We start from the raw sequence: 19,851 nt of genomic DNA on the forward strand, positions 1-19,851 counted from the left end.
TCTGTCCCCCGCAGATAGTTTTTTTATAAATTCAAGCAGATAATCCCTTAACCATGAAAAAACATACCTCAATCTATCTGTTTCTCATTGCACTATTTACAATTCCATTTGAAAGCTACTCACAGGGTACCATGTTGTTGCGGCAACCAACGGTTTCTGAAAGTCACATCGCTTTTGTTTATGCAAATGATTTGTGGATTGTAGATAGGCAAGGTGGCAACGCCAAAAGACTTACCTCGAATAACGGTGCTGAAACTAACCCACACTTCTCTAAAGACGGAACTATGATTGCTTTTTCAGGGCAATATGATGGGAATACCGATGTTTTTGTGGTGCCCGCTACTGGCGGAGAACCCAAGCGACTCACTTGGCACCCTTCTGCCGATAACGTGACTGGATGGACTCCAAAAGGAGAAGTTCTATTCAGTTCTGGGAGGAAAAGCCATCCTACAAAAGAGTCTCAATTTTATAGTGTATCTCCGAATGGAGGACACCCGTCGGCTTTAGCCATTCCCAGAGGAGTAGACGGCCAGATTTCGGCAGATGGAAAGCATATCGCTTACCAACAGATTTCATTTTGGGATCCGGAATGGAGAAATCACAGAGGTGGACAAGCCAAGCCGATTTGGATTGTGGATTTGAAAAACTACAACCTTATAGAAACTCCGCAAACAGATGGAGAACGACATACGAGCCCGTTATGGCTTGGCAATAAAGTTTACTACCTCTCGGAAAAAGATTATGCGAATAATATCTGGAGTTTTGACCCAAAGACTAAAACAGAAACACAAATTACCTTCCATTCAGACTTTGATGTCAAAAATATAGATGCTGGAGGTGGTAGAATTGTTTATGAGCAAGGCGGCTATTTGCATCTGCTCGACCCGAATTCTGGTAATGCGCAGCAGTTGAATATAACTGTAGCGGGCGATATGAATTGGGGTAGGCCAAGGTGGGTCAATGCGACTGGCAGACAATTAACCAATGCTCAGATTTCACCAACAGGCAAAAGAGCGATTTTTGAGTTTAGAGGCGATATATTCACAGTGCCTAAGAAAGATGGCAACTGGAGAAACTTAACCAATACTAGTCATAGTGCGGATAGAAGCCCGCTTTGGTCGCCAAAGGGAGATAAAGTAGCTTGGTTTTCGGACGAGTCAGGAGAGTATGAATTAATGATTGCCGACCAAATGGCACTTGAAACACCTAGATCAATCTCACTACCGAGTAAGAATTTCTATTTCAGACCCCAATGGTCGCCCGATGGTCAATTTATTGCCTACACCGATACCGATTATGCGCTTTGGTATGTAAATGTTGAATCGGGAGAGGCTAAGAAGGTAGATACTGATCGTTTTGCGCATCCAAACCGATCGCTTAACCCAGAGTGGTCGCCAGATAGTAAGTGGATTGCTTATGTGCAACAACAAGAAAATCAGTTCAAGGCCGTAAAAGTCCATCAAATTGAATCTGGAAAAACCTATCAGCTAACAGATCATATGGCCGATGCCATTTCTCCAGTGTGGGATGAGAGCGGCGATTATTTATACTTCTTGGCGAGCACTGATTACGGCATGGCTAGTGGCTGGTTGGATATGAGCTCTTTTAATATGCCTGTCACTAGAGTGCCCTATTTGATCGTATTAGATCAGGACGGGAAGTCTCCATTTTTAGCAAAAAGCGATGAAGAGCCAGTTGGAAAAGAGGAAGAAAAGAAATCTGGCGATGTGGTCGTTAATATTGACATAGAAGGTATTCAGGATCGAATTGTTCCAATCAGAATGCAGGCGAGAAATTTTACACAGATGATGCCAGGCAGAAAAGGGCAGTTCTTTTATACCGAGTCTGTGCCTAATGCGGGCACTAAGCTTTGGAGATATGACGTAAATGAAGCAAAAGCCATTACTTTTTTGCCGAGTATTAGCTCAGGGGTTGTTTCGGCCGATCGTAAAAACTTACTGTATAACAGCGGAGGAAACTGGGGTATAATATCAACAAGTGGCGGCCCTAAAAAACCAGGCGATGGTAGGTTAAACGTTAGTGGAGTTCGAGTTAAAGTCGATCCGAAAGAGGAAGCAAAGCAGATTTTAAAGGAAGGATGGCGATACATGCGCGACTTTCTCTATGTAGATAATACGCATGGAGCCCCTTGGGATGATGTTTGGAAATGGTATTCGCCATGGGTTGAACATGTGAGACATCGTTCGGACTTGAATTACATTGTGGATATTATCAGTGGTGAAATCGCGGTTGGGCATTCATATGTTTCTGGCGGCGATTACCCAAGACTTACTAGTGATAGAGTAGGGCTTTTAGGTGCCGACATTCAGAAAGACAAGAATGGGTTTAAAATTGAGAAGATTTTTACTGCAGAACGTTGGAATCCTAATCTAACTGCACCTTTGGCTATACCCGGTATAGATGTTAGGGAAGGAGATTACATTCTAGAAGTAGATGGTCAACCATTGTCCACTGCTGAAAACTTCTATAGCTATTTTGAAGGGACATCGAATAGGCAAGTAAGGCTATTGATTAATGATAAACTAAAAAGAGACGGAGCTAGAGAAATAGTAGTAACCGCTATCGGGAGTGAAAATGGATTAAGACAACGCGATTGGATTGAAGGCAACCGTAGACTAGTCGACAAACTTTCAAATGGTAAACTAGCCTATGTTTATGTTCCGAATACGGGAAATGGAGGCTATACCTATTTCAACAGATACTACTTCTCTCAACAGCATAAAAAAGGAGCTGTAATCGATGAGCGAAATAATGGAGGAGGTTCCGCGGCGGATCATATGGTTGACGTTATGTCTCGTGAGTTGCACGGCTATTTTAATAGTAGAATAGCAGGAAATACGCCTTTCCCTTCGCCTAGTGCCGGAATTTGGGGGCCAAAGGTTATGCTCATTAATGAAAGGGCAGGTTCAGGTGGAGACTTGTTGCCATTTATGTTTAAGCAAATGGAAATAGGTCCACTTATCGGCACTCGAACATGGGGAGGCCTTGTAGGAACTTGGGATACGCCACCTTTTATTGATAATGGAAGAATGGTGGCACCGAGAGGTGGCTTTTTCAATGTAGATGGCGAATGGGATGTAGAAGGAATTGGCGTAGCGCCAGACATTGAAGTAGAACAGCTTCCTAAATTGGTCATCTCAGGTAAAGACCCTCAGTTAGAAGCCGCCATTAAGGAAGCAATGAGGCTACTAGAAACTCAGGAAGTTATCTTGAAGCCCGAACCTAAAGCACCGATTAGATGGAAACGACCTGAAAAAAAGGGGAATTAGAAATCCATTAAAAGGTAAAAAAACACACTGTTTTATAGGACAAAAGGTCGTTATCGTTTGATTTAACGACCTTTTTTTAAAACTACCCAAAAGGGGTAGGCTGTACCCCATATATTTTTTGAATTATTGTAATACTTAAGCTTAAGTACTCAACCAATAGAAATCATAGCAGGGGAGTTATTAGTCAGTAGTGTCAGTCAGTAAAATACTTCCCTCAAACAAAGGCCTCCAATAAGTGGAGGTCTTTTTTATATCATTCAAAATATATGTCAGTACTTACATTTTGTGTCCCCACACTAAGTAGCTATATTGAGGTGTAATCAAAACTTTACTAAATACGTCGTTGAATAGTCCATTATTTACGTCTAAACCGTACTTGAACTATTTGGCAAAGAGTGTAACATGCCTTTTGTTAATTCTCTTTGTGGGTAACACCTCGTATCCATTTCAAGAAGAGCGCTCAGTTGAAATCAAGCAGATTGGCTCACCTTTTATCAAGAATTATCTACATACCGATTATGGTGCCCACGAACAGTCATATCGGATTGCTCAAAGTGAAAGTGGTCTACTCTATTTCACGAATGTTTCGGGAGTGGTTGAATTTGACGGCATCCGTTGGGGCGTAGATGGGAGTATTTCAGATGATGCTTTTAGGGGAATCTCCATTTCCGAAGACGGGCGTATTTATACAGCAAGCAAAAGTCTATTGGGCTATTTTGAGCCAGACACTGTCGGACAATTAAAATTTCAATCCTTAAACCACTTATTACCTGCCAACAAAGAGAGGTCTACCGACATTTGGGATGTTCAAAAAGTGGGTGAAAAGGTTATTTATCGTAATTCAGCGGAGTTGTTGATCTATGATATTGTAAAAGAGGTGTTTCAATCCGTTACTAGCGAAAAGCGATTTGGGCAATCTGACTTAATCGATGGTAAATACTATGTCCAAGGGTCTGAATCAGGGATTTTAGTTTTCGATGGAAATAGTTTTCAAGTGCTTCCTAACTCTAGTGAGCTGAAAGGATTTACTTTTAGGAAAATCCTTAAATTCTCTGATAATGAGCTACTTTTTGTTAGCCAGCACAATGGACTTTTGAGATATGATTTCGAAAAGGTGACGCCTTGGCAAACGGAGGTGTCGGACTTCTTAAAGGAACAGAAAGCCTTTTCTGGAGAATGCATCGGTAAGGATTATTTCGCCTTTGGAACGATCACTGGAGGTGTAGTGATTATCAATCGGTCCGGTGAATTAGTTCAGAAATTTGACAAAAGCACTGGACTTCCAAGTAACGGCCTAGTTCAAGATATTTTCCATGATAAAGATGGCAACCTTTGGATCGCTCAGCACGGGTCTATTTCACACGTTGTTATCAATACTCCATTTACGATTATAGATGATCGACATGGCGTGGAAGGTTACGTACTCTATGCTCAGAAATGGAAAAACAAGACCTATGTTTCTACTGCTACAGGGCTGGTAGCTAAAGATGATAATAGCCCTTGGCAAAGTCTAAACAGTGATTACAAGCCATTTACACCCGTTTGGAATTCCAATGAACGGGTTTGGATGACGGTCAAACATGGTGATGACTTTTTCTCGGCTGGGAATGCAGGGTTTGTACAAATATTGAATAATGGGGTAAAAACCTTGTATCGAGGTGAACGATTGTGGGCTGCTGTCGCGCTAAAAAACAGCGACTTTATAATCATGGGCAGTATCGCAGGTAATCTATTTACATTCCAAAAGAAGAATGGCAGATGGCAATACAACGGTAAGATAAAGGGCTTTAACAAACAGATGGACTTTCTGGAACAGACAGAGGATGGAGACCTTTGGATGACAGATTCGGGCACAGGCGTTTTTAAAATCCACCTGAATTCAGAAAAGGACAGCGTATTGTCTATTAAAACTTATGGAGTTGAAGATGGTCTGCCCTTGCAAGAGAGAAATCGAGTATTTAGGCACAGCGATGGGTTATATTTTGCTACTGCTAAAGGAGTCTTCACTTATAATGCTGAGCATGATAAATTTGAGCCAGCCAGTCAATTTAAGGACTTACTAAAAGACAAGTATGTTTTCCGATTTATAGAGATGGAAAACGGAAATATCTTCGCTTCATTGAGCCCAGGTGGGAAATCAGTACTCAAAAAAGCAAATGATCAATATACGATCCAGTATTCTCCGTTCGAACGAATTTCAGGTCATAATTCAGAGTATGTAACAGGGTTGGGTGGAAATAATATATGGATTGCTGGCACGGGATTAAGACACTATGATTGGGATTTTAATCAGGCACCACCATCAGGTTTTAAGGCATTAATTCGATCAGTGAGGGTAAGTAACAAAGGCGATTCCTTGATCTATGCAGGCTTAGCTCAACAACCAGCAATGAATTTAGCTTCTAAAGAAAACGCACTTCACTTCGAATTTACATCCAATTATTACGATCAATTGGAAAGGGTGAGCTTTGAAAGCTATCTGGAGGGTACAGAAAAGACTTGGACTCCTTGGACCGATAAAGCAGATAGAAACTATACTAACCTTCCGTCAGGTACCTACACTTTTAAAGTAAGGGCGAAGAACCTTTATGGGGAAGTCAGCGAAGAAGCGCAATTTACTTTTACGATTGCTACCCCATGGTACTTTACCTATTGGGCTTATGGCGTCTACTTGATCCTATTAGTCTTGATTGTTTGGTTGATCGTAAGGCTAAATGTGCAACGCTTAGAAAATGAGAAGATAAGGCTTGAAGAAATAATCAGTGAGCGCACAGTAGAAATACGAGAGCAAAAGGACCAGGCAGAAAGGGATAAAGAGCTGATCCAAAAGCAGGCCGACAGATTGAAGGCCTTAGATAAAGTGAAATCTCGCTTCTTTGCCAATATTTCTCATGAATTACGGACACCACTTACGCTAATCAATGCGCCATTGGAATCATTGGTTGATAGCGGTAAAATCAAGGATGAGGAAGTGCGAGAAACCTTACGAGTAGCCAAAAGAAATGGTATAAACCTGTTGTCTTTGGTGGAAGAGATATTGGACTTGGCGAAACTCGATGCCGGTAAACTTTCTTTGGTTGAAAATCCGGTATTACTCCATGAGTTTATTAAGGATATTCTGAACGAGTATGGTGCAGCGTCAAAAACGCGCAATATCGATTTCGAATTCGTATTTGGTCTTCCTAAGGATTTAACCCTCCTGATGGATGAGAAAAAAGCGGGCAAGATTATCCGAAACCTGCTTTCAAATGCACTAAAGTTTACTGAATCAAAGATTAAAATCGAAGTATTGGAGACTACGGCAGGAGAGGTTAGCCTGACCGTGAGTGACAATGGAATTGGAATTGACGAAAACGATCTTCCGTATATTTTTGATCGCTATTATCAATCAGAGTCGCCAGAAAAGAAAGCAGAGGGTGGAACTGGAATTGGTCTTGCCTTAGCAAAGGAATTAGCCGAATTGCAGCAAGGGCAACTTAATGTGATCAAGAATGTAGCTCCAGGTGCCAAATTCGAATATAAGTTTCCAAGAAAAGAGGCGAAAAGTGAGCTAATATTACCGCTAATCAATACTGATAATCAAGTGCTAGATATTGCGCTGAAGGAGGTCTTGACGAATTATGCTGAAACGTTTTCTGTAGAAAAGCCAGTGCTGCTTATTACAGAGGATCACCCAGATATGCGGAATTTTATAGCCAAAACGCTAGAGCCATATTTTAAAGTACTGACTGCCGAAAACGGAAGAATAGCCCTTAATGTACTCGAATCACAGGATGTGGATATTGTAATATCTGACGTGATGATGCCAGAAATGGATGGGTTTGAGTTGCTGGCGTCAATTAAACAGAATTCTAATTTGCATCAAGTCTCTGTTGTTATGCTTACCGCCAGAACTGAGACTGAAGATAGGCTACATGCCCTGACCATGGGTATCGATGATTATTTGACCAAACCATTCAGTGCAGCAGTATTTCTTGCTCGAATTAAGAATATTCTAGAGAACAGGATCAAAGTAATCAAAGCAGTCAAAGAACTGAATAAAGTTAATGCCAATGGAGTCGAGGATAATACGAGTGTATTAGCAAGCGAATACAATCTTTCGGCGCGTGAAATCGAAGTTCTAAAACTGATCTCCAAAAGGTATTCAAATGCCGAAATGGCGGAAGAGATGTATGTCTCTACCAATACTATAAAGTTTCACATCAAGAATCTATACACTAAAATAGGGGTTAAGAATAGAGCGCAAGCTTTAGAACTTCTGGAATTAGAACAGTAAACTTTCAAAACATATACATCAGTCTCACGTCAGACAAATACCTAATTTTAGGTATTGTAGGCCATTCTCCTTTCTCCGAATTTTACGACTAGAAGATTTTTTAGCAAGTCTTCATAAATCGAACTAACATATTAATCAATACAAGAAATCTGACTGAGTGTTTTGCGAAACACTTTTTCGGTGTTTAGGTGAATCAAAACCCTCTGCAATGCGGAGGGTTTTCTTTTTTGATCATTATTCGATCATCGAAGAAATTTAGTTGACTCCTTTTTGGTAAATTGATGGTGTAAATGAGTTTACTTATTACACTATTGGCAGCGCTAATTGCGCTGATTTGGGCTGGCAAAATTAAGAAACGGACTACTAAATTAGCCACCGTTTTACTTGCGCTCAGTAGTTTAATCGACTATACACCTTATTTGAAGGGTTATGGTATTGGCCAGTATACCTTTATCTTTTTTTCCTTTTTTGCGGCAATTGAAAGCTACAATTCACTACGGTTGAGTAAAGGCCAAAGAGCGCTGTTTTTTTCTATGCCCATCCTAATCGGCTTCTTCGAACTGATGGATTTTGTTTCGTTGCCATTCCATATACCAAGGTATCCTTTTGGCCTACTATACTTATTGGCATTTGCCTTCTACTTGTTGTTGGCAAAAAAGAAGATTTTTAGTCGGGCAGGAGTGCTTATCGTATGGTCAGCCGTGGCCCTAAAGTGGCTGTTGCCACTTATTCGTTAATCAGGAATTTTTATGCTGCCTTCTTAAGAATACGCCTGACCAATGGCCCTAACGTTAAACCCTGTCCGATGATTGAGAATACCACGATCACGTAGGTAACTGTAAGGAATAATTCTCTTTCCATTTCGGGCTGTAGGGATAATGCTAAAGCGATTGAAATACCACCTCTTATCCCGCCCCAAGTCATGATTAGGTTAGTCTTTGGAATAAAGTCAAGTTTCTTTTTAAAGAGATAAATAGGACCTGCAAGTGCAATGAATCTGGCCGCTAAGCCGATCGGTATGGCTAAAAGGCCTAACAACACGAATTCACTGCTGTTATCCACGATTAATAACTCTAGCCCAATCAGTACGAAAAGTATGGCATTGAGTAACACATCGATCAGCTCCCAAAATTTGTTGACGTAATTATGCGTGGTTTCAGACCAAGCGATTTCGGGTGATTTATTTCCAATGAAAATTCCAGCTACAACGACGGCCAAAGGCCCTGAAAAATGAAAATAGCTAGCTACAGAGTAGATACCCATGACTAAGGCCAGCGTAATCATAACCTCGGTTTCATAATGGTCGATCGATTTCATGAGCTTGAAACCTACCCAACCTAAAAGATAGCCGAGGGCAATACCACCAAACACTTCTTCGAAGAAAAGAAACCCTACTTCCTCAGCATTTACGGAGTCAATACCCTTTTGAGCGACAGAAAGAATCACCAAAAAGATTACAACGCCAACGCCATCATTAAATAAGGATTCTCCAACAATCTTAATTTCTAGCTTTTTAGGGGCCTTAGCATCCTTTAAAATTCCTAATACCGCAATGGGATCTGTCGGGGAAATGAGTGCTCCAAACAGCAAACAATAGATGAATTCTATTTCGTGACCTATCAGTTGCGCAACGTAATAGAACATTCCACCGACCAAAAAGGTCGAAATCAATACGCCGAGCGTTGAAAACATTAAAATGGGCGCTTTATGCTTAGCCAACCCATCTAACTTGGTGTGCATAGCACCAGCAAAAAGCAAGAAACTTAGCATTACCTCTAGCAATACCGTTTTAAAATCGATGGACTCGATTAATAGCATGGCTTCATCTAAAATCCTATGCTCGAACTGGCCAAAGCCGATAATTGCCAGTGTAAAGCAGATAGCAATGATCATTAGGCCGATTGTAAAAGGGAGTTTTAAGAATTTGGTGTTGACGAAGGCAAAAAATGCCGACAGCACAATTAGAATGGTAATGATGGTGAAAATATCCATGGATGGGTTTTCAAATTTTGCAAGTCAAAAATAAGCCGAATAAGTAATTTAACGATGATTTGGCCATTAATTTCTAAATGATACACAGTGGAAATTAGAAATGTAATCTAAACCGAGAGCCAACGCCTATTTCCGATTTCACTGTTAAGTCACCCTTATGTTTTTTCATGATCTGCTTGGATAGGCTCAGTCCAATTCCAGAGCCTTCGGTTTTTGTGGAGTAAAACGGTACAAAGATTTCTTCTTGTTTATCTATCTCTATACCTGTACCATTATCTTTCACTTCGATGATCTGGCCAGCGCCGTCTTCATAGGCAGTTAACGTGATAGTACCGTTTTCCGAACCTTCAAGCGCATGTCGGGCATTGGTAATCAAGTTAATCAAGACTTGCTCGATTAGCTTTCTATCCATTTTAATACGCAAATAGTGAGGGGCAGAAATGCGAATTTCTACATTAGACTTTTCGGCTTCGCTGCTTAGTAAAACGGCCATTTCTTCTAACAACTCGCTCACTTGGATTTCTTCAAGCTCCAAGGCTTTTATCTTAGTCAATCTGCGGTAGTCATCTACGAAGTGTAATAGACCTTCGCTTCTTTTTTGAATCGTTTTCATTGAAAAGCGGAGGTCCTCCAAAGTTTCTTCAGTCAACTCGTTGAGCGGTAACGGCACACCATCCTTCTCGGTAAGCATAAGCATGGTTTCTGTAAGCGAGGTGACCGGCGTCACAGAATTCATGATTTCATGCGTCAGCACACGAATCAACTTATGCCAAGCTTCAATTTCTTTCTGTTCAATTTCACTCTTGATATCTTGAAAAGTAACGATCGTATATCTATAGCCCAGAATTTTTAATCGATTTACTTGAGCCGATATTTGTAGTCTCTCCTCTTTGATATTCAATTCAATTAACCGCTTCTCATTATCTTCCATGTCTTCAATTTCTTGAGCCAAATGGGGGAGAAGCTGATGAAACTGCTTCCAGTAATTGGGGGTAGAAATCTTGAGCATTTCCTGCGCTCCTTCATTCATTAACTCAATGGAGTACTCTTCTTTGATGGCAACTACTCCGACTTTAATATTGTCTATAATGACCTTTAAAAATCGAAATTGGGCCTCTTTTTCAACACTGACTTTTTTAAAGGCCTCAATAATTTCCACGAAAGCTTCCTGTAATTCTCTGAACGATTTGCCTCTTTTTCCACCTTTAAAAGAGATTGAAAAATCAGAATAACGAATCGCTAAAAGCAGTTTAGCCAATTCCCTGTTCGTATAGGTGACAAAACGAATGAGTTCCGATACTTGTAGGATGATAACACCAAGCAGGATGATCTGATTGAAGAAAAGCTCGGTTCTAGCGAAAATAAAAGCTAACGCCACCAAGGTTAGCATTAGTAAAATGATTCTAATTATGACAAGAAGTGCAAACCGTTTAGATACCATAATTCTAATTCCTTACAGTCCGTATTTTTGAAGTCTTCTATATAGGGCAAGTCTATCGAGCCCTAGCTCTTTAGCGGCCCTAGTGACATTACCATTGTTTTTGTCCAATGCTTTCAGAATTAACCTTTTCTCCATTTCTGTTAAGTTCAGCGTCTCATCCGCACTACTTTCTGATTGACTAGAGGTCTGTAATAAGAAGTCATTGGTTGTCAATTTATTCTCTTCAGATAAGATGATCGCACGCTCAATAGCATGTTGTAATTCTCGGATATTACCAGGCCAATTGTAGCGTTTGAGTTTGTTTAGGGTAGCAGCATCTATGCGCATGTTAGGCTTTTTGTATTTTTTGCCATACATATTCATGAAGTGCTTCACCAATAGCTCCATGTCGTCTTTACGCTCTGCTAATGATGGCACTCTCAATTCTACGGTGTTAATTCTATAAAGTAAATCCTGACGGAAAGTGCCTTCTTTCACCATATCGTATAAAGGCATATTCGTAGCACATACAAGTCGAATATCAATTGATACCTCTTTATTTGAACCCACCCGACTTACTTTCCGCTTTTGCAAAACAGATAGAAGTTTTGCCTGTAGGGGCATAGAAAGATTACCGATTTCGTCTAGGAAAAGTGTACCGCCTGATGCTACTTCAAAACGTCCCGGTTTGTCTTCTTTGGCATCTGTAAAGGCTCCTTTTGCATGTCCGAAGAGTTCGCTTTCGAATAGGGTTTCACTGATGGCGCCCAAATCTACGCTGATAAAAACTTCATTGGATCTAGAGGACTGACGATGCAGCGCTCTAGCCGCCAATTCTTTTCCTGTTCCGTTTTCTCCAAGAATAAGCACATTGGCGTCTGTTGGGCCAACTTTCTTTAACAGAGAGAAAACCCTGAGCATAGGCTCCGATTCTCCCAAAAAGTTTTCGAATTTCTGGTCGATATCATCCGAAATAGTCTTTTGAGTAGTTTTGAGTTTATCGACCTCTAATTTGCTCTGTCTTAGTTTGAGCGCAGATGTTATAGTGCCAAATAGCTTTTCATTCTTCCATGGCTTAGTGATGAAATCAGTCGCCCCGGCTTTAATGGCTTTTACGGCTAAGTCAAACTCACCATAAGCCGTAATTAAAATGACTATTGCGTTGGGGTCAAGATTGAGAATCACATTGAGCCATTTAAGGCCATCAGATCCATCATTTTCACCTTTTCTGAAATTCATATCGAGCAAGACGATATCGAATGATTCTCTGTCGAAATGAAGTGGGATGTTTTCAGGGGTATTTTCAATTTGTACTAGCGTGAACTGTTGTTTTAAATACATTCGGGCTGTATTTAAAATATCAACATCATCATCTACTACGAGTATTTTAGCTTCCGTTTTAGCCATATTTGAACTGTATCAAAAACAAACACTTAAATGTATTGAAAACAAACGAATTATTTTATATCTAGTCGATTATTGGATTGTATATATCTGATATTCAGTGCTTTAAATTTTTGGCATCAGATTGGTTAAGGTGTTTTCAAATAATAGGATATGCTTAAGAACTATTTTATCACAGCGATTAGAAACTTACTACGAAACAGAAGTTTCACCATCATCAATATTTTTGGTCTTGCACTTGGGATAAGTGCGGCTTTAGTATTGTTTAAAATTGTACTGTTTGAAAAGAGCTTTGATTCGTTTTTCATAAAGTCTGACAGAATTTATCGTTTTGTTAAACGTGTCGAAAACCCAAATTTGGTCGAGTTAGAAGCTGGAATTCCTAACCCTTTTGCTAAGGCATTCAAAACAGACTATCCCGATTTAGGCATACCAGTAAGAACTTTCTACATCGGTGAGAATCAAATCAGTGTAAAGAAAAGAAACGGTGATTGGACTCATTTTGAGCAGAGTGAGGGAATTAGTTTTACTGATCCAGATTATTTCAAAGTCTTCGATTACGAATGGATCATTGGTGATCCTAATACTGCGTTAGACAAGCCAAAGTCTATTGTCATTACGGCTTCCATCGCTAAAAAATATTTTGGTCTAGCAGATGAAAAAAGCTTTGACCTGATCTTAGGTGAGGAGATTAAACTCAACAACGAGCTTACCACTTTTGTGACTGGTGTAATCGCAGACCCTCCAAAGAATTTATCACTTCCATTTGAGTTATTCATAGAATATGAAGCCATAGAAACCATTTTTGATTTCTATCAACCAGATTCATGGACATCTACCTCTTCAAATGCCAATGTTTACTTTTTGGCGAACGAAAACGTATCGAGTAAAGAGATAGAGACGGTTTTACCAGCTATGTCAGAGAAGTATATTCCAGCTACTGAAAATAGCACCGCTTTCAACATTCAAGCTTTAAAGGATATTCACTTCCAGCCAGAATATAATACTTATGGTAGTTCTGCTGAGTCACCCCAAACCAACATTTTTAGAGTAGCAATAGCACTCTTTTTGGTGCTCACGGCTTGTATCAACTTTGTGAATCTTTCAACTGCATTGGCGATCAAAAGATCAAAAGAGGTAGGTATTAGAAAAGTCCTAGGTGGATACAAAGGACAATTGATCCTTCAGTTTTTGGGAGAAACCTTTATCATCACAGTAGTGGCAGTCACACTTTCCATGGGAATCGCAGAGTTAGTGATGACGAACTTTGAATCCGTTATCGGTAATCGTCTCTCATTAAACTTATTTGGTGACCCACAACTGCTATTATTGACTTGTTTGATCATAGTAGGTGTGACCTTATTCGCGGGTTTATATCCATCGCTAGTCTTGTCACGACTCAAGCCTGTAGCAGTATTAAGAAGTAAGGGGCAATCATCTCTATCTGGAAATATTAATACAAGAAGAGGACTCGTTGTTTTCCAATTCTTTATTTCTCAAGTTTTGGTGATTTGCACCTTAGTTGTAATCGCCCAAATGAGATATTTCTCTCAACAAGATTTGGGTTTTCGACAATCTTCCATCATGACATTCCAATTGCCATCGAATGAAGAATCTAAGTTGAATCCATTAAGAGATGAATTGCTACGCTTTCCAGGAGTAGAAATGGTCAGTTACAATTATGCTAGCCCTTTAAGTGAATCCAACATTGGATCGACCTTTAACTATGCTCCATTAGGTTTGAGCGAGAATTTCGATGTAGCCTTTAAAGTCATAGATGACAACTATTTAGACTTATTTGAAATAGAGCTTTTGGCCGGAAGAGACATCAAAAAGAACGATACGCTTACAGAAGCATTGGTTTCAACGGACATCTTGAAATTGATGGAGATTGATGATCCTCAGGACGCAATCGGCTTGGATATAGAAACTGGATTTGCGAATGATAAAAAGATAGTCGGTGTATTCAAGGCATTTCATAATAAAGACTTAAGAGAGAAAATCGACCCAATGATTATGGTGAGGTTTCCAGGCTACTTTTACGAAGGAGCTGTAAAATATGAAGTATCTGATGCACAGTTCACTAACCTTATGAAAACTGTGGAAAATGCTTGGAGCGCTCAGTATCCAGAAATTCTATTCGATTACAATTTAGTGACGGAAGACATCATGACAAACTATGAAGAAGAGGCCGATACTATGGTGATTTTCCAAGTCTTCTCAGGTATTGCTATCATGATCGGCTGTTTAGGGCTTTATGGTTTGGTTTCTTTTATGGCTAGCCAGAAGAAAAAAGAGATTGGAATCAGAAAAGTTCTTGGTGCATCTGTTCAACAGATACTAGGAATCTTCTCTAAAGAGCTAATTGTTCTAATACTCATTGCATTTGCCATTGCCGCTCCAGTTGGCTACTACTTTATGAACGATTGGTTGACGGGTTTTGAGTACAGAATTGAAATGAATATCGGCGTGTTTGCTCTAGCCATCGGTTTTACCTTAATAATAGGAATTGTGACCACAGGTATTAGGTCTATCCAAGCTGCTCAGTCCAACCCAGTAGACTCACTTAGAAGCGAATAATATGTTCAAGAACCATTTGATATCAATTTTAAGGAATCTTAAGAGGAGTAAGGGGTATACCGTCATTAATATTAGTGGTTTAGCTATTGGCTTCGCGACAGCAATTCTGATCGGTATTTACGTAAGCCAAGAATTTTCATATGATAAACATATCAAAGATTATGAGCGCGTTTACCGTTTGAGCAATAGGAATTTTGCCTTTGCTTCCATCACTCACATGAATATGTTGCAAGAAAATGTGGCTGGAGTAGAAGCAACGGTGAATATTATGCCGCATACCAGCGGCACTATTAAGTATGGACAGTCTGGGAGTATAATCGAACCTTCGGTTTTCTACAGTACACAAGAGTATTTAAAGGTTTTTGATATTCCTTTTGTCTACGGTAACCCTGAAACTGCGTTTGACAAACCTAGCTCAATCTTGATTACAAAGTCGATGTCTAAGAAGATGTTTGGCGATAAAAACCCATTAGGAGAAAGCGTTTCTTTATCCACCTTAGTATCAAATGATGTTTATGAAGTTTCAGGTGTAGTTCAAGATTTGCCCTCAAATACACATTTAAGGTTTGAGGTGCTTGCCCGATATCCTGTTTCTTATGAAAAGATGTTGAAAGAACAAGGCTTCAATAGTACAGTAGGTTATACCTATTTCAAACTTGAGAAGCCAATGGACAATATTCAAAATCTGTCTGATCGAGTATTTGCAAAACCGCAATATGATATGACAGATAAATCTCAAGATTTCGAGACTTATTTGGCCTCTTATAAGCTTCGATTACCGATGATTATGAATATTGCAGACGTTCATTTAAAGTCTAATATTCAATTTGAAGCCTCTCCGCCAGGTAATAGACAATATCTAATTGTATTTATTGGGATAGCAGTTTTTATCATTATTCTAGCCGGAATCAACTATGTAAACCTGTCTACAGCTCAAGCATCAAAAAGGGCTAAAGAAGTAGGAGTTCGGAAAGTTCTGGGCTCTCAGAAAAAAGACTTGATTACACGATTTATTTTAGAATCATTTTTACTCACATTTGGTGCTGCACTTTTAGCAATGGGTCTTGCCGAAGTAGCATTGAAAGTCATGGGTGGTTTTGGTTTTGAAAACTTCAATGTTAATGTTTTGGACTACCCATTTCTCTTGTCCTTAGTAATGCTAACCGCTATAATGACAGGGGTTTTGTCCGGGGTATACCCAGCATTTATTCTTACTTCCTTCAAGGCATCAGTTGTTTTAAAAGGCAATCATAAAGTGGGAAGTAGCAGTAAAACTTTCAGAAACGGTTTGGTGGTTTTTCAGTTTGTCGTTTCGTTGTCGTTAGCAACGTTTTCGATTTTTGTTTATCAACAATTGAATTATGGTTTGACCAAAGACTTGGGTTTCGACAAGGAGGGAGTAATTGTGCTCGACAACAGTAAAGGCCAGTTAGGTGAAAATGTAGACCCTTTCAAAAACGAACTTTTACAACTGCCTGAAATCACCAATGTTTCCTCCAGTGCTTTTAGCATGATAGGTAATTTAGTGCTTACCGGTTTGACTGAGGTAGGTGGAAATGGCGACTATCACCGGGCGCAATACAAGTACGCAGATTCGGATTTTGTGCCAACCATGGGGTTAAATGTTATCGATGGTAGAAATTTCAACGATGCTATTGACGGATATGAAGCCATTCTGATCAATGAGTCTTTTGCTGAAGTACTTGGTGATGGCTTCTATGAAAAACGATTTACCACTGGCAATGGCGACGAGAAATACAAAATAGTAGGTGTTGTTGAAGACTTTCATTATGCAGATTTTAGTGTTCCAATTGCGCCAACGTTGTTCTTTAAAGGAGATGAGCATAGACAGTTTAATATTAAGATTCGCCTTGATGAGATTGATGAAACCATCTCTAAAATCGATGCGCTCTACGCAGGTTTCTCAGATGAGCCATTAGACTATTACTTTTTTGATCAAAAGTTTCATCAGCTCTTTCAAGCTGAAAAGCGTATGAGCAGAATCATATCGATTTTCACAGGTTTAAGTCTTTTCGTTGCCTTTTTAGGTTTGATTGGACTTATAAGTTATAAGCTCGATCAGCGTACTAAAGAAATTGGGATTAGAAAAGTGCTCGGCGCATCAATTGGTCAAATCCTATCGATGCTGAGCAAAGAAATGGTCTGGTTGATTGGACTGTCTTTCCTTATATCAATACCATTAGCCTATTATGGAGTTCAAACTTGGATGAACGATTTTGCTTACCATGTTTCCCTTTCTGCAAAGCCATTCATTACGATCGGTTTGCTTACCATACTGCTTGTAATTCTAGTGGTCTTCGCCAGATCAATGAAAACAGCAACGTCAAATCCAACTCAAGTACTCAGAAACGAATAAATTCAAAGCCATGCTCAAAAATTATCTTCTAGTTGCTTATAGATCTCTAGTCAGAGATAAGTTTTTCACGATACTAAACCTATTTGGTTTAACAGTCGGAATCACAGCGTTTCTTTTGATTGGGCTCTACGTAAAGTATGAGTTGACCTTTGATAAATTTCACTCCAAGAAGGATAGAATTTATGCCTATAAGACCCTTTATTATACACCTGAAGGTACTTCAGGCAGTGATAAGTTTTCTTTGCCAGCAGGAAGTATTCTAAAAGAAAATGTACCCGAAATTGAAGAGTTAGTTCAATTAACAGGAGGCTATAAGGCTCTAATCAATGTGGGTGATGAGACTTTCTACGATGAGGAATGGTATTACTCTAACAACAGCCTGTTCAAAACTTTTGACTTTGAAATAATTACAGGCACGCCAAATTTAGAAGCTGCGAGTTCTGTAGTGATTACTGAAACGATTGCTGAGAAGCTCTTTGGCGATACGGATCCTATCGGTCAGTTAATTCAAATGGATAAAAAGGACCAATATTATGTAACGGCTGTGGCTGCCGATCCACCGAAGAATTCATACATCCAGTTCTCTATGATATTCTCAAATATCAACTTGTTAAATAGTTTGAGTCAGTATGATAATGAAGATCAACGCAGATGGGGCACCTCGGCTAATACTTACTTTTTAAAGGCAGAGGGTACATCTGAAGAACAGATGTTAAATAAAATGAGATCAGTCGGTCGAGAGTTTTTTGGTAGTCGATTTTTCAAGGATGAAGACGGGAATCCAAACTTTGAACCGAGCATAATACCTTATGAAGATATCTATCTTAAATCGAGGTTTACCAGTGGTATTAGTCCAACAGGTGATATTCGCTATGTCTATTTATTCTCATCTATCGCTGTTTTAATCTTATTGATCGCCTGTGTGAACTATGTCAATTTAGCGACTGCCAAATCACTCAAAAGGGCGAAAGAAACTGGGTTAAGGAAAGTGATAGGTGCTGACAAAAGTCAATTGTTGAGACTATACCTCACTGAATCTGTTTTGCTCACTACGATCTCTGTTTTTATCGCTTTTGCCATTGCTGAGCGGATATTGCCAGCATATAATAATCTCATCGATCGCAGTTTAGAATTGAGTTATGGTAGCTTGGAATTCTTATTCACTATAGTTGTCATTAACCTATCGATTGGAATTCTTGCTGGGTTATATCCTGCTATAAAATTGAGTGGATTTAAACCAATTGATGCTATTAGAGGGTCAAAGTCAGCTGGCGGTAAAAAATCGGTAAGAAGAGGGTTGGTTTTCCTACAGTTTTTGATAGCCCAAATGCTAATTGTCGTGACTATAGTCATCCAAAGTCAATTGAGTTACCTTCAAAACAAGGACTTAGGTTATAATCGAGAACAGGCGCTTTATATCAATACCTACGAAGAGTTTGATGAAAATGGTGATGTCTTTAAGTCCGCGGTAGATAAGATACCCTCAGTAGAATTATCCTCTTATTCTAATGGTGTTTTTACTTGGGCCGCAATAACATTTTTTCAAATGCGAGAGATTGAAGGAAATGAAGATGATAAATCAGAAGATTATGTAATCGCCGATTTATTTGAAGGAGATGCAGATTTTATCGATCTCATGCAAATCGAAATGATCTCAGGAAGAGGTTTTGATAAGAATAATACTAGCGATGAATCAGAGGCAATTATCATTAATGAGGCTGGGGTAAAAAAGTTTGGATGGGAGGAGCCATTAGGTAAGAAGCTTAAAGTCTGGGGAAGTAAGGATCGCTATGTAATTGGGGTTATGCGCGATTTCCACAATGAATCTCTGAAGGCAGAAATTACCCCAAGTTTTGTGGTGCTTGACAACAAAGCGACAGAATACTTAAACCTTAGAATAGGTGCCGAAGATATGTCAGGTACTATTGCTAAAGTTGAAAGTATCTGGAATGAACTAGTGCCAGATCGGCCATTAGAATATACATTTTATGACGATAAGTTTGATCAACATTATAAAGCAGAACAACGCTTAGGTCAAGTATTTTTCACGTTTGCCTCCTTGGCAATTGGCATTTCGCTTTTAGGTCTAATTGGCCTTACAACCTTTACAGCAGAACAACGCCTGAAGGAAATTGGCATTCGCAAGGTACTCGGTGCTTCCATTAAGCAGTTAATCCTATTGCTGTCAAAAGAATTTGTAATACTCAGTTTAATCGCTTTTCTGGTTGCCGTTCCTATTTCATACTATGTAATGGATGATTGGTTGACTGAATTTAAATATCGAATCGATATTAATGTTGGCATCTATGCCATAGCTATTGTCGCCTCGATAGGAGTGGCGTGGTTAGTTGTTTGTTTTCAGTCAATTAAAGTGGCCAAAAGTAACCCAACCAATATCCTAAGAACAGATTAGAATTACTGTATCAAAAACAAACACTTAGGTGTTTTGAAAACAAACGTTTCTTATATTGTAGGAAACGTTTTTTTATTGTAAGTATCTGTAATTAAGCGG

Annotated in this window: 9 protein-coding genes; 6 read left to right on the top strand and 3 right to left on the bottom strand. The window is 39.4% G+C overall.

Annotated features, from left to right (window positions below; genetic code table 11):
* The first annotated feature begins 53 nt into the window (after positions 1-53).
* From BFP71_RS11875 to BFP71_RS11885, 3 genes are all read left to right on the top strand, one after another.
* Positions 54-3,290 (top strand): S41 family peptidase, encoded by a 3,237-nt coding sequence (locus BFP71_RS11875; RefSeq protein ID WP_069835679.1) that lies wholly within the window; start codon positions 54-56, stop codon positions 3,288-3,290.
* A 424-nt stretch (positions 3,291-3,714) separates the two neighbouring features.
* A complete protein-coding gene (locus BFP71_RS11880; RefSeq protein ID WP_069835680.1) occupies positions 3,715-7,566 on the top strand; it encodes a response regulator in 3,852 nt (1,283 codons plus the stop codon).
* A gap of 290 nt (positions 7,567-7,856) precedes the next feature.
* Complete coding sequence (locus BFP71_RS11885; RefSeq protein WP_069835681.1) at positions 7,857-8,303, top strand: hypothetical protein; 447 nt, start codon at positions 7,857-7,859, stop codon at positions 8,301-8,303.
* A 10-nt stretch (positions 8,304-8,313) separates the two neighbouring features.
* On the opposite strand, the gene BFP71_RS11890 is transcribed toward BFP71_RS11885, so the two are convergent.
* The 3 genes from BFP71_RS11890 to BFP71_RS11900 form a co-directional block, all read right to left on the bottom strand.
* Positions 8,314-9,558 carry a cation:proton antiporter gene (locus tag BFP71_RS11890; protein WP_069835682.1) on the bottom strand — a complete coding sequence of 415 codons (1,245 nt, stop codon included), beginning with the start codon at positions 9,556-9,558 and terminating at the stop codon, positions 8,314-8,316.
* Positions 9,559-9,652: 94 nt separating this feature from the next.
* Positions 9,653-10,999 carry a sensor histidine kinase gene (locus BFP71_RS11895; RefSeq protein ID WP_069835683.1) on the bottom strand — a complete coding sequence of 449 codons (1,347 nt, stop codon included), beginning with the start codon at positions 10,997-10,999 and terminating at the stop codon, positions 9,653-9,655.
* A gap of 12 nt (positions 11,000-11,011) precedes the next feature.
* Positions 11,012-12,385, bottom strand: a complete 1,374-nt coding sequence (locus BFP71_RS11900) for a sigma-54-dependent transcriptional regulator (RefSeq protein WP_069835684.1) — start codon at positions 12,383-12,385, stop codon at positions 11,012-11,014.
* Between the two features lie 150 nt (positions 12,386-12,535).
* Between BFP71_RS11900 and BFP71_RS11905 the strand changes: the two genes are divergently transcribed.
* The 3 genes from BFP71_RS11905 to BFP71_RS11915 are packed head-to-tail and all read left to right on the top strand — an operon-like array spanning position 12,536 to position 19,752.
* Positions 12,536-14,962: an FtsX-like permease family protein gene (locus BFP71_RS11905; protein WP_069835685.1), complete on the top strand. Its 2,427-nt coding sequence runs from the start codon at positions 12,536-12,538 to the stop codon at positions 14,960-14,962.
* A 1-nt stretch (position 14,963) separates the two neighbouring features.
* On the top strand, positions 14,964-17,339 hold the full coding sequence (locus tag BFP71_RS11910; protein WP_069835686.1) for an ABC transporter permease: 2,376 nt from the start codon (positions 14,964-14,966) through the stop codon (positions 17,337-17,339).
* Between the two features lie 10 nt (positions 17,340-17,349).
* Positions 17,350-19,752 carry an ABC transporter permease gene (locus BFP71_RS11915; protein WP_069835687.1) on the top strand — a complete coding sequence of 801 codons (2,403 nt, stop codon included), beginning with the start codon at positions 17,350-17,352 and terminating at the stop codon, positions 19,750-19,752.
* Positions 19,753-19,851: the final 99 nt, after the last annotated feature.

Origin of the sequence: Roseivirga misakiensis (assembly GCF_001747105.1) — a bacterium.
Lineage (GTDB): Bacteria > Bacteroidota > Bacteroidia > Cytophagales > Cyclobacteriaceae > Roseivirga > Roseivirga misakiensis.

Bases quoted from the DNA above. Each gene is read 5' to 3' on its own strand.
- BFP71_RS11885 (WP_069835681.1), top strand. From the start codon at position 7,857: ATGAGTTTACTTATTACACTATTGGCAGCGCTAATTGCGCTGATTTGG.
- BFP71_RS11890 (WP_069835682.1), bottom strand. From the start codon at position 9,558: ATGGATATTTTCACCATCATTACCATTCTAATTGTGCTGTCGGCATTT.
- BFP71_RS11910 (WP_069835686.1), top strand. From the start codon at position 14,964: ATGTTCAAGAACCATTTGATATCAATTTTAAGGAATCTTAAGAGGAGT.
- BFP71_RS11905 (WP_069835685.1), top strand. From the start codon at position 12,536: ATGCTTAAGAACTATTTTATCACAGCGATTAGAAACTTACTACGAAAC.
- BFP71_RS11900 (WP_069835684.1), bottom strand. From the start codon at position 12,385: ATGGCTAAAACGGAAGCTAAAATACTCGTAGTAGATGATGATGTTGAT.
- BFP71_RS11895 (WP_069835683.1), bottom strand. From the start codon at position 10,999: ATGGTATCTAAACGGTTTGCACTTCTTGTCATAATTAGAATCATTTTA.
- BFP71_RS11875 (WP_069835679.1), top strand. From the start codon at position 54: ATGAAAAAACATACCTCAATCTATCTGTTTCTCATTGCACTATTTACA.
- BFP71_RS11915 (WP_069835687.1), top strand. From the start codon at position 17,350: ATGCTCAAAAATTATCTTCTAGTTGCTTATAGATCTCTAGTCAGAGAT.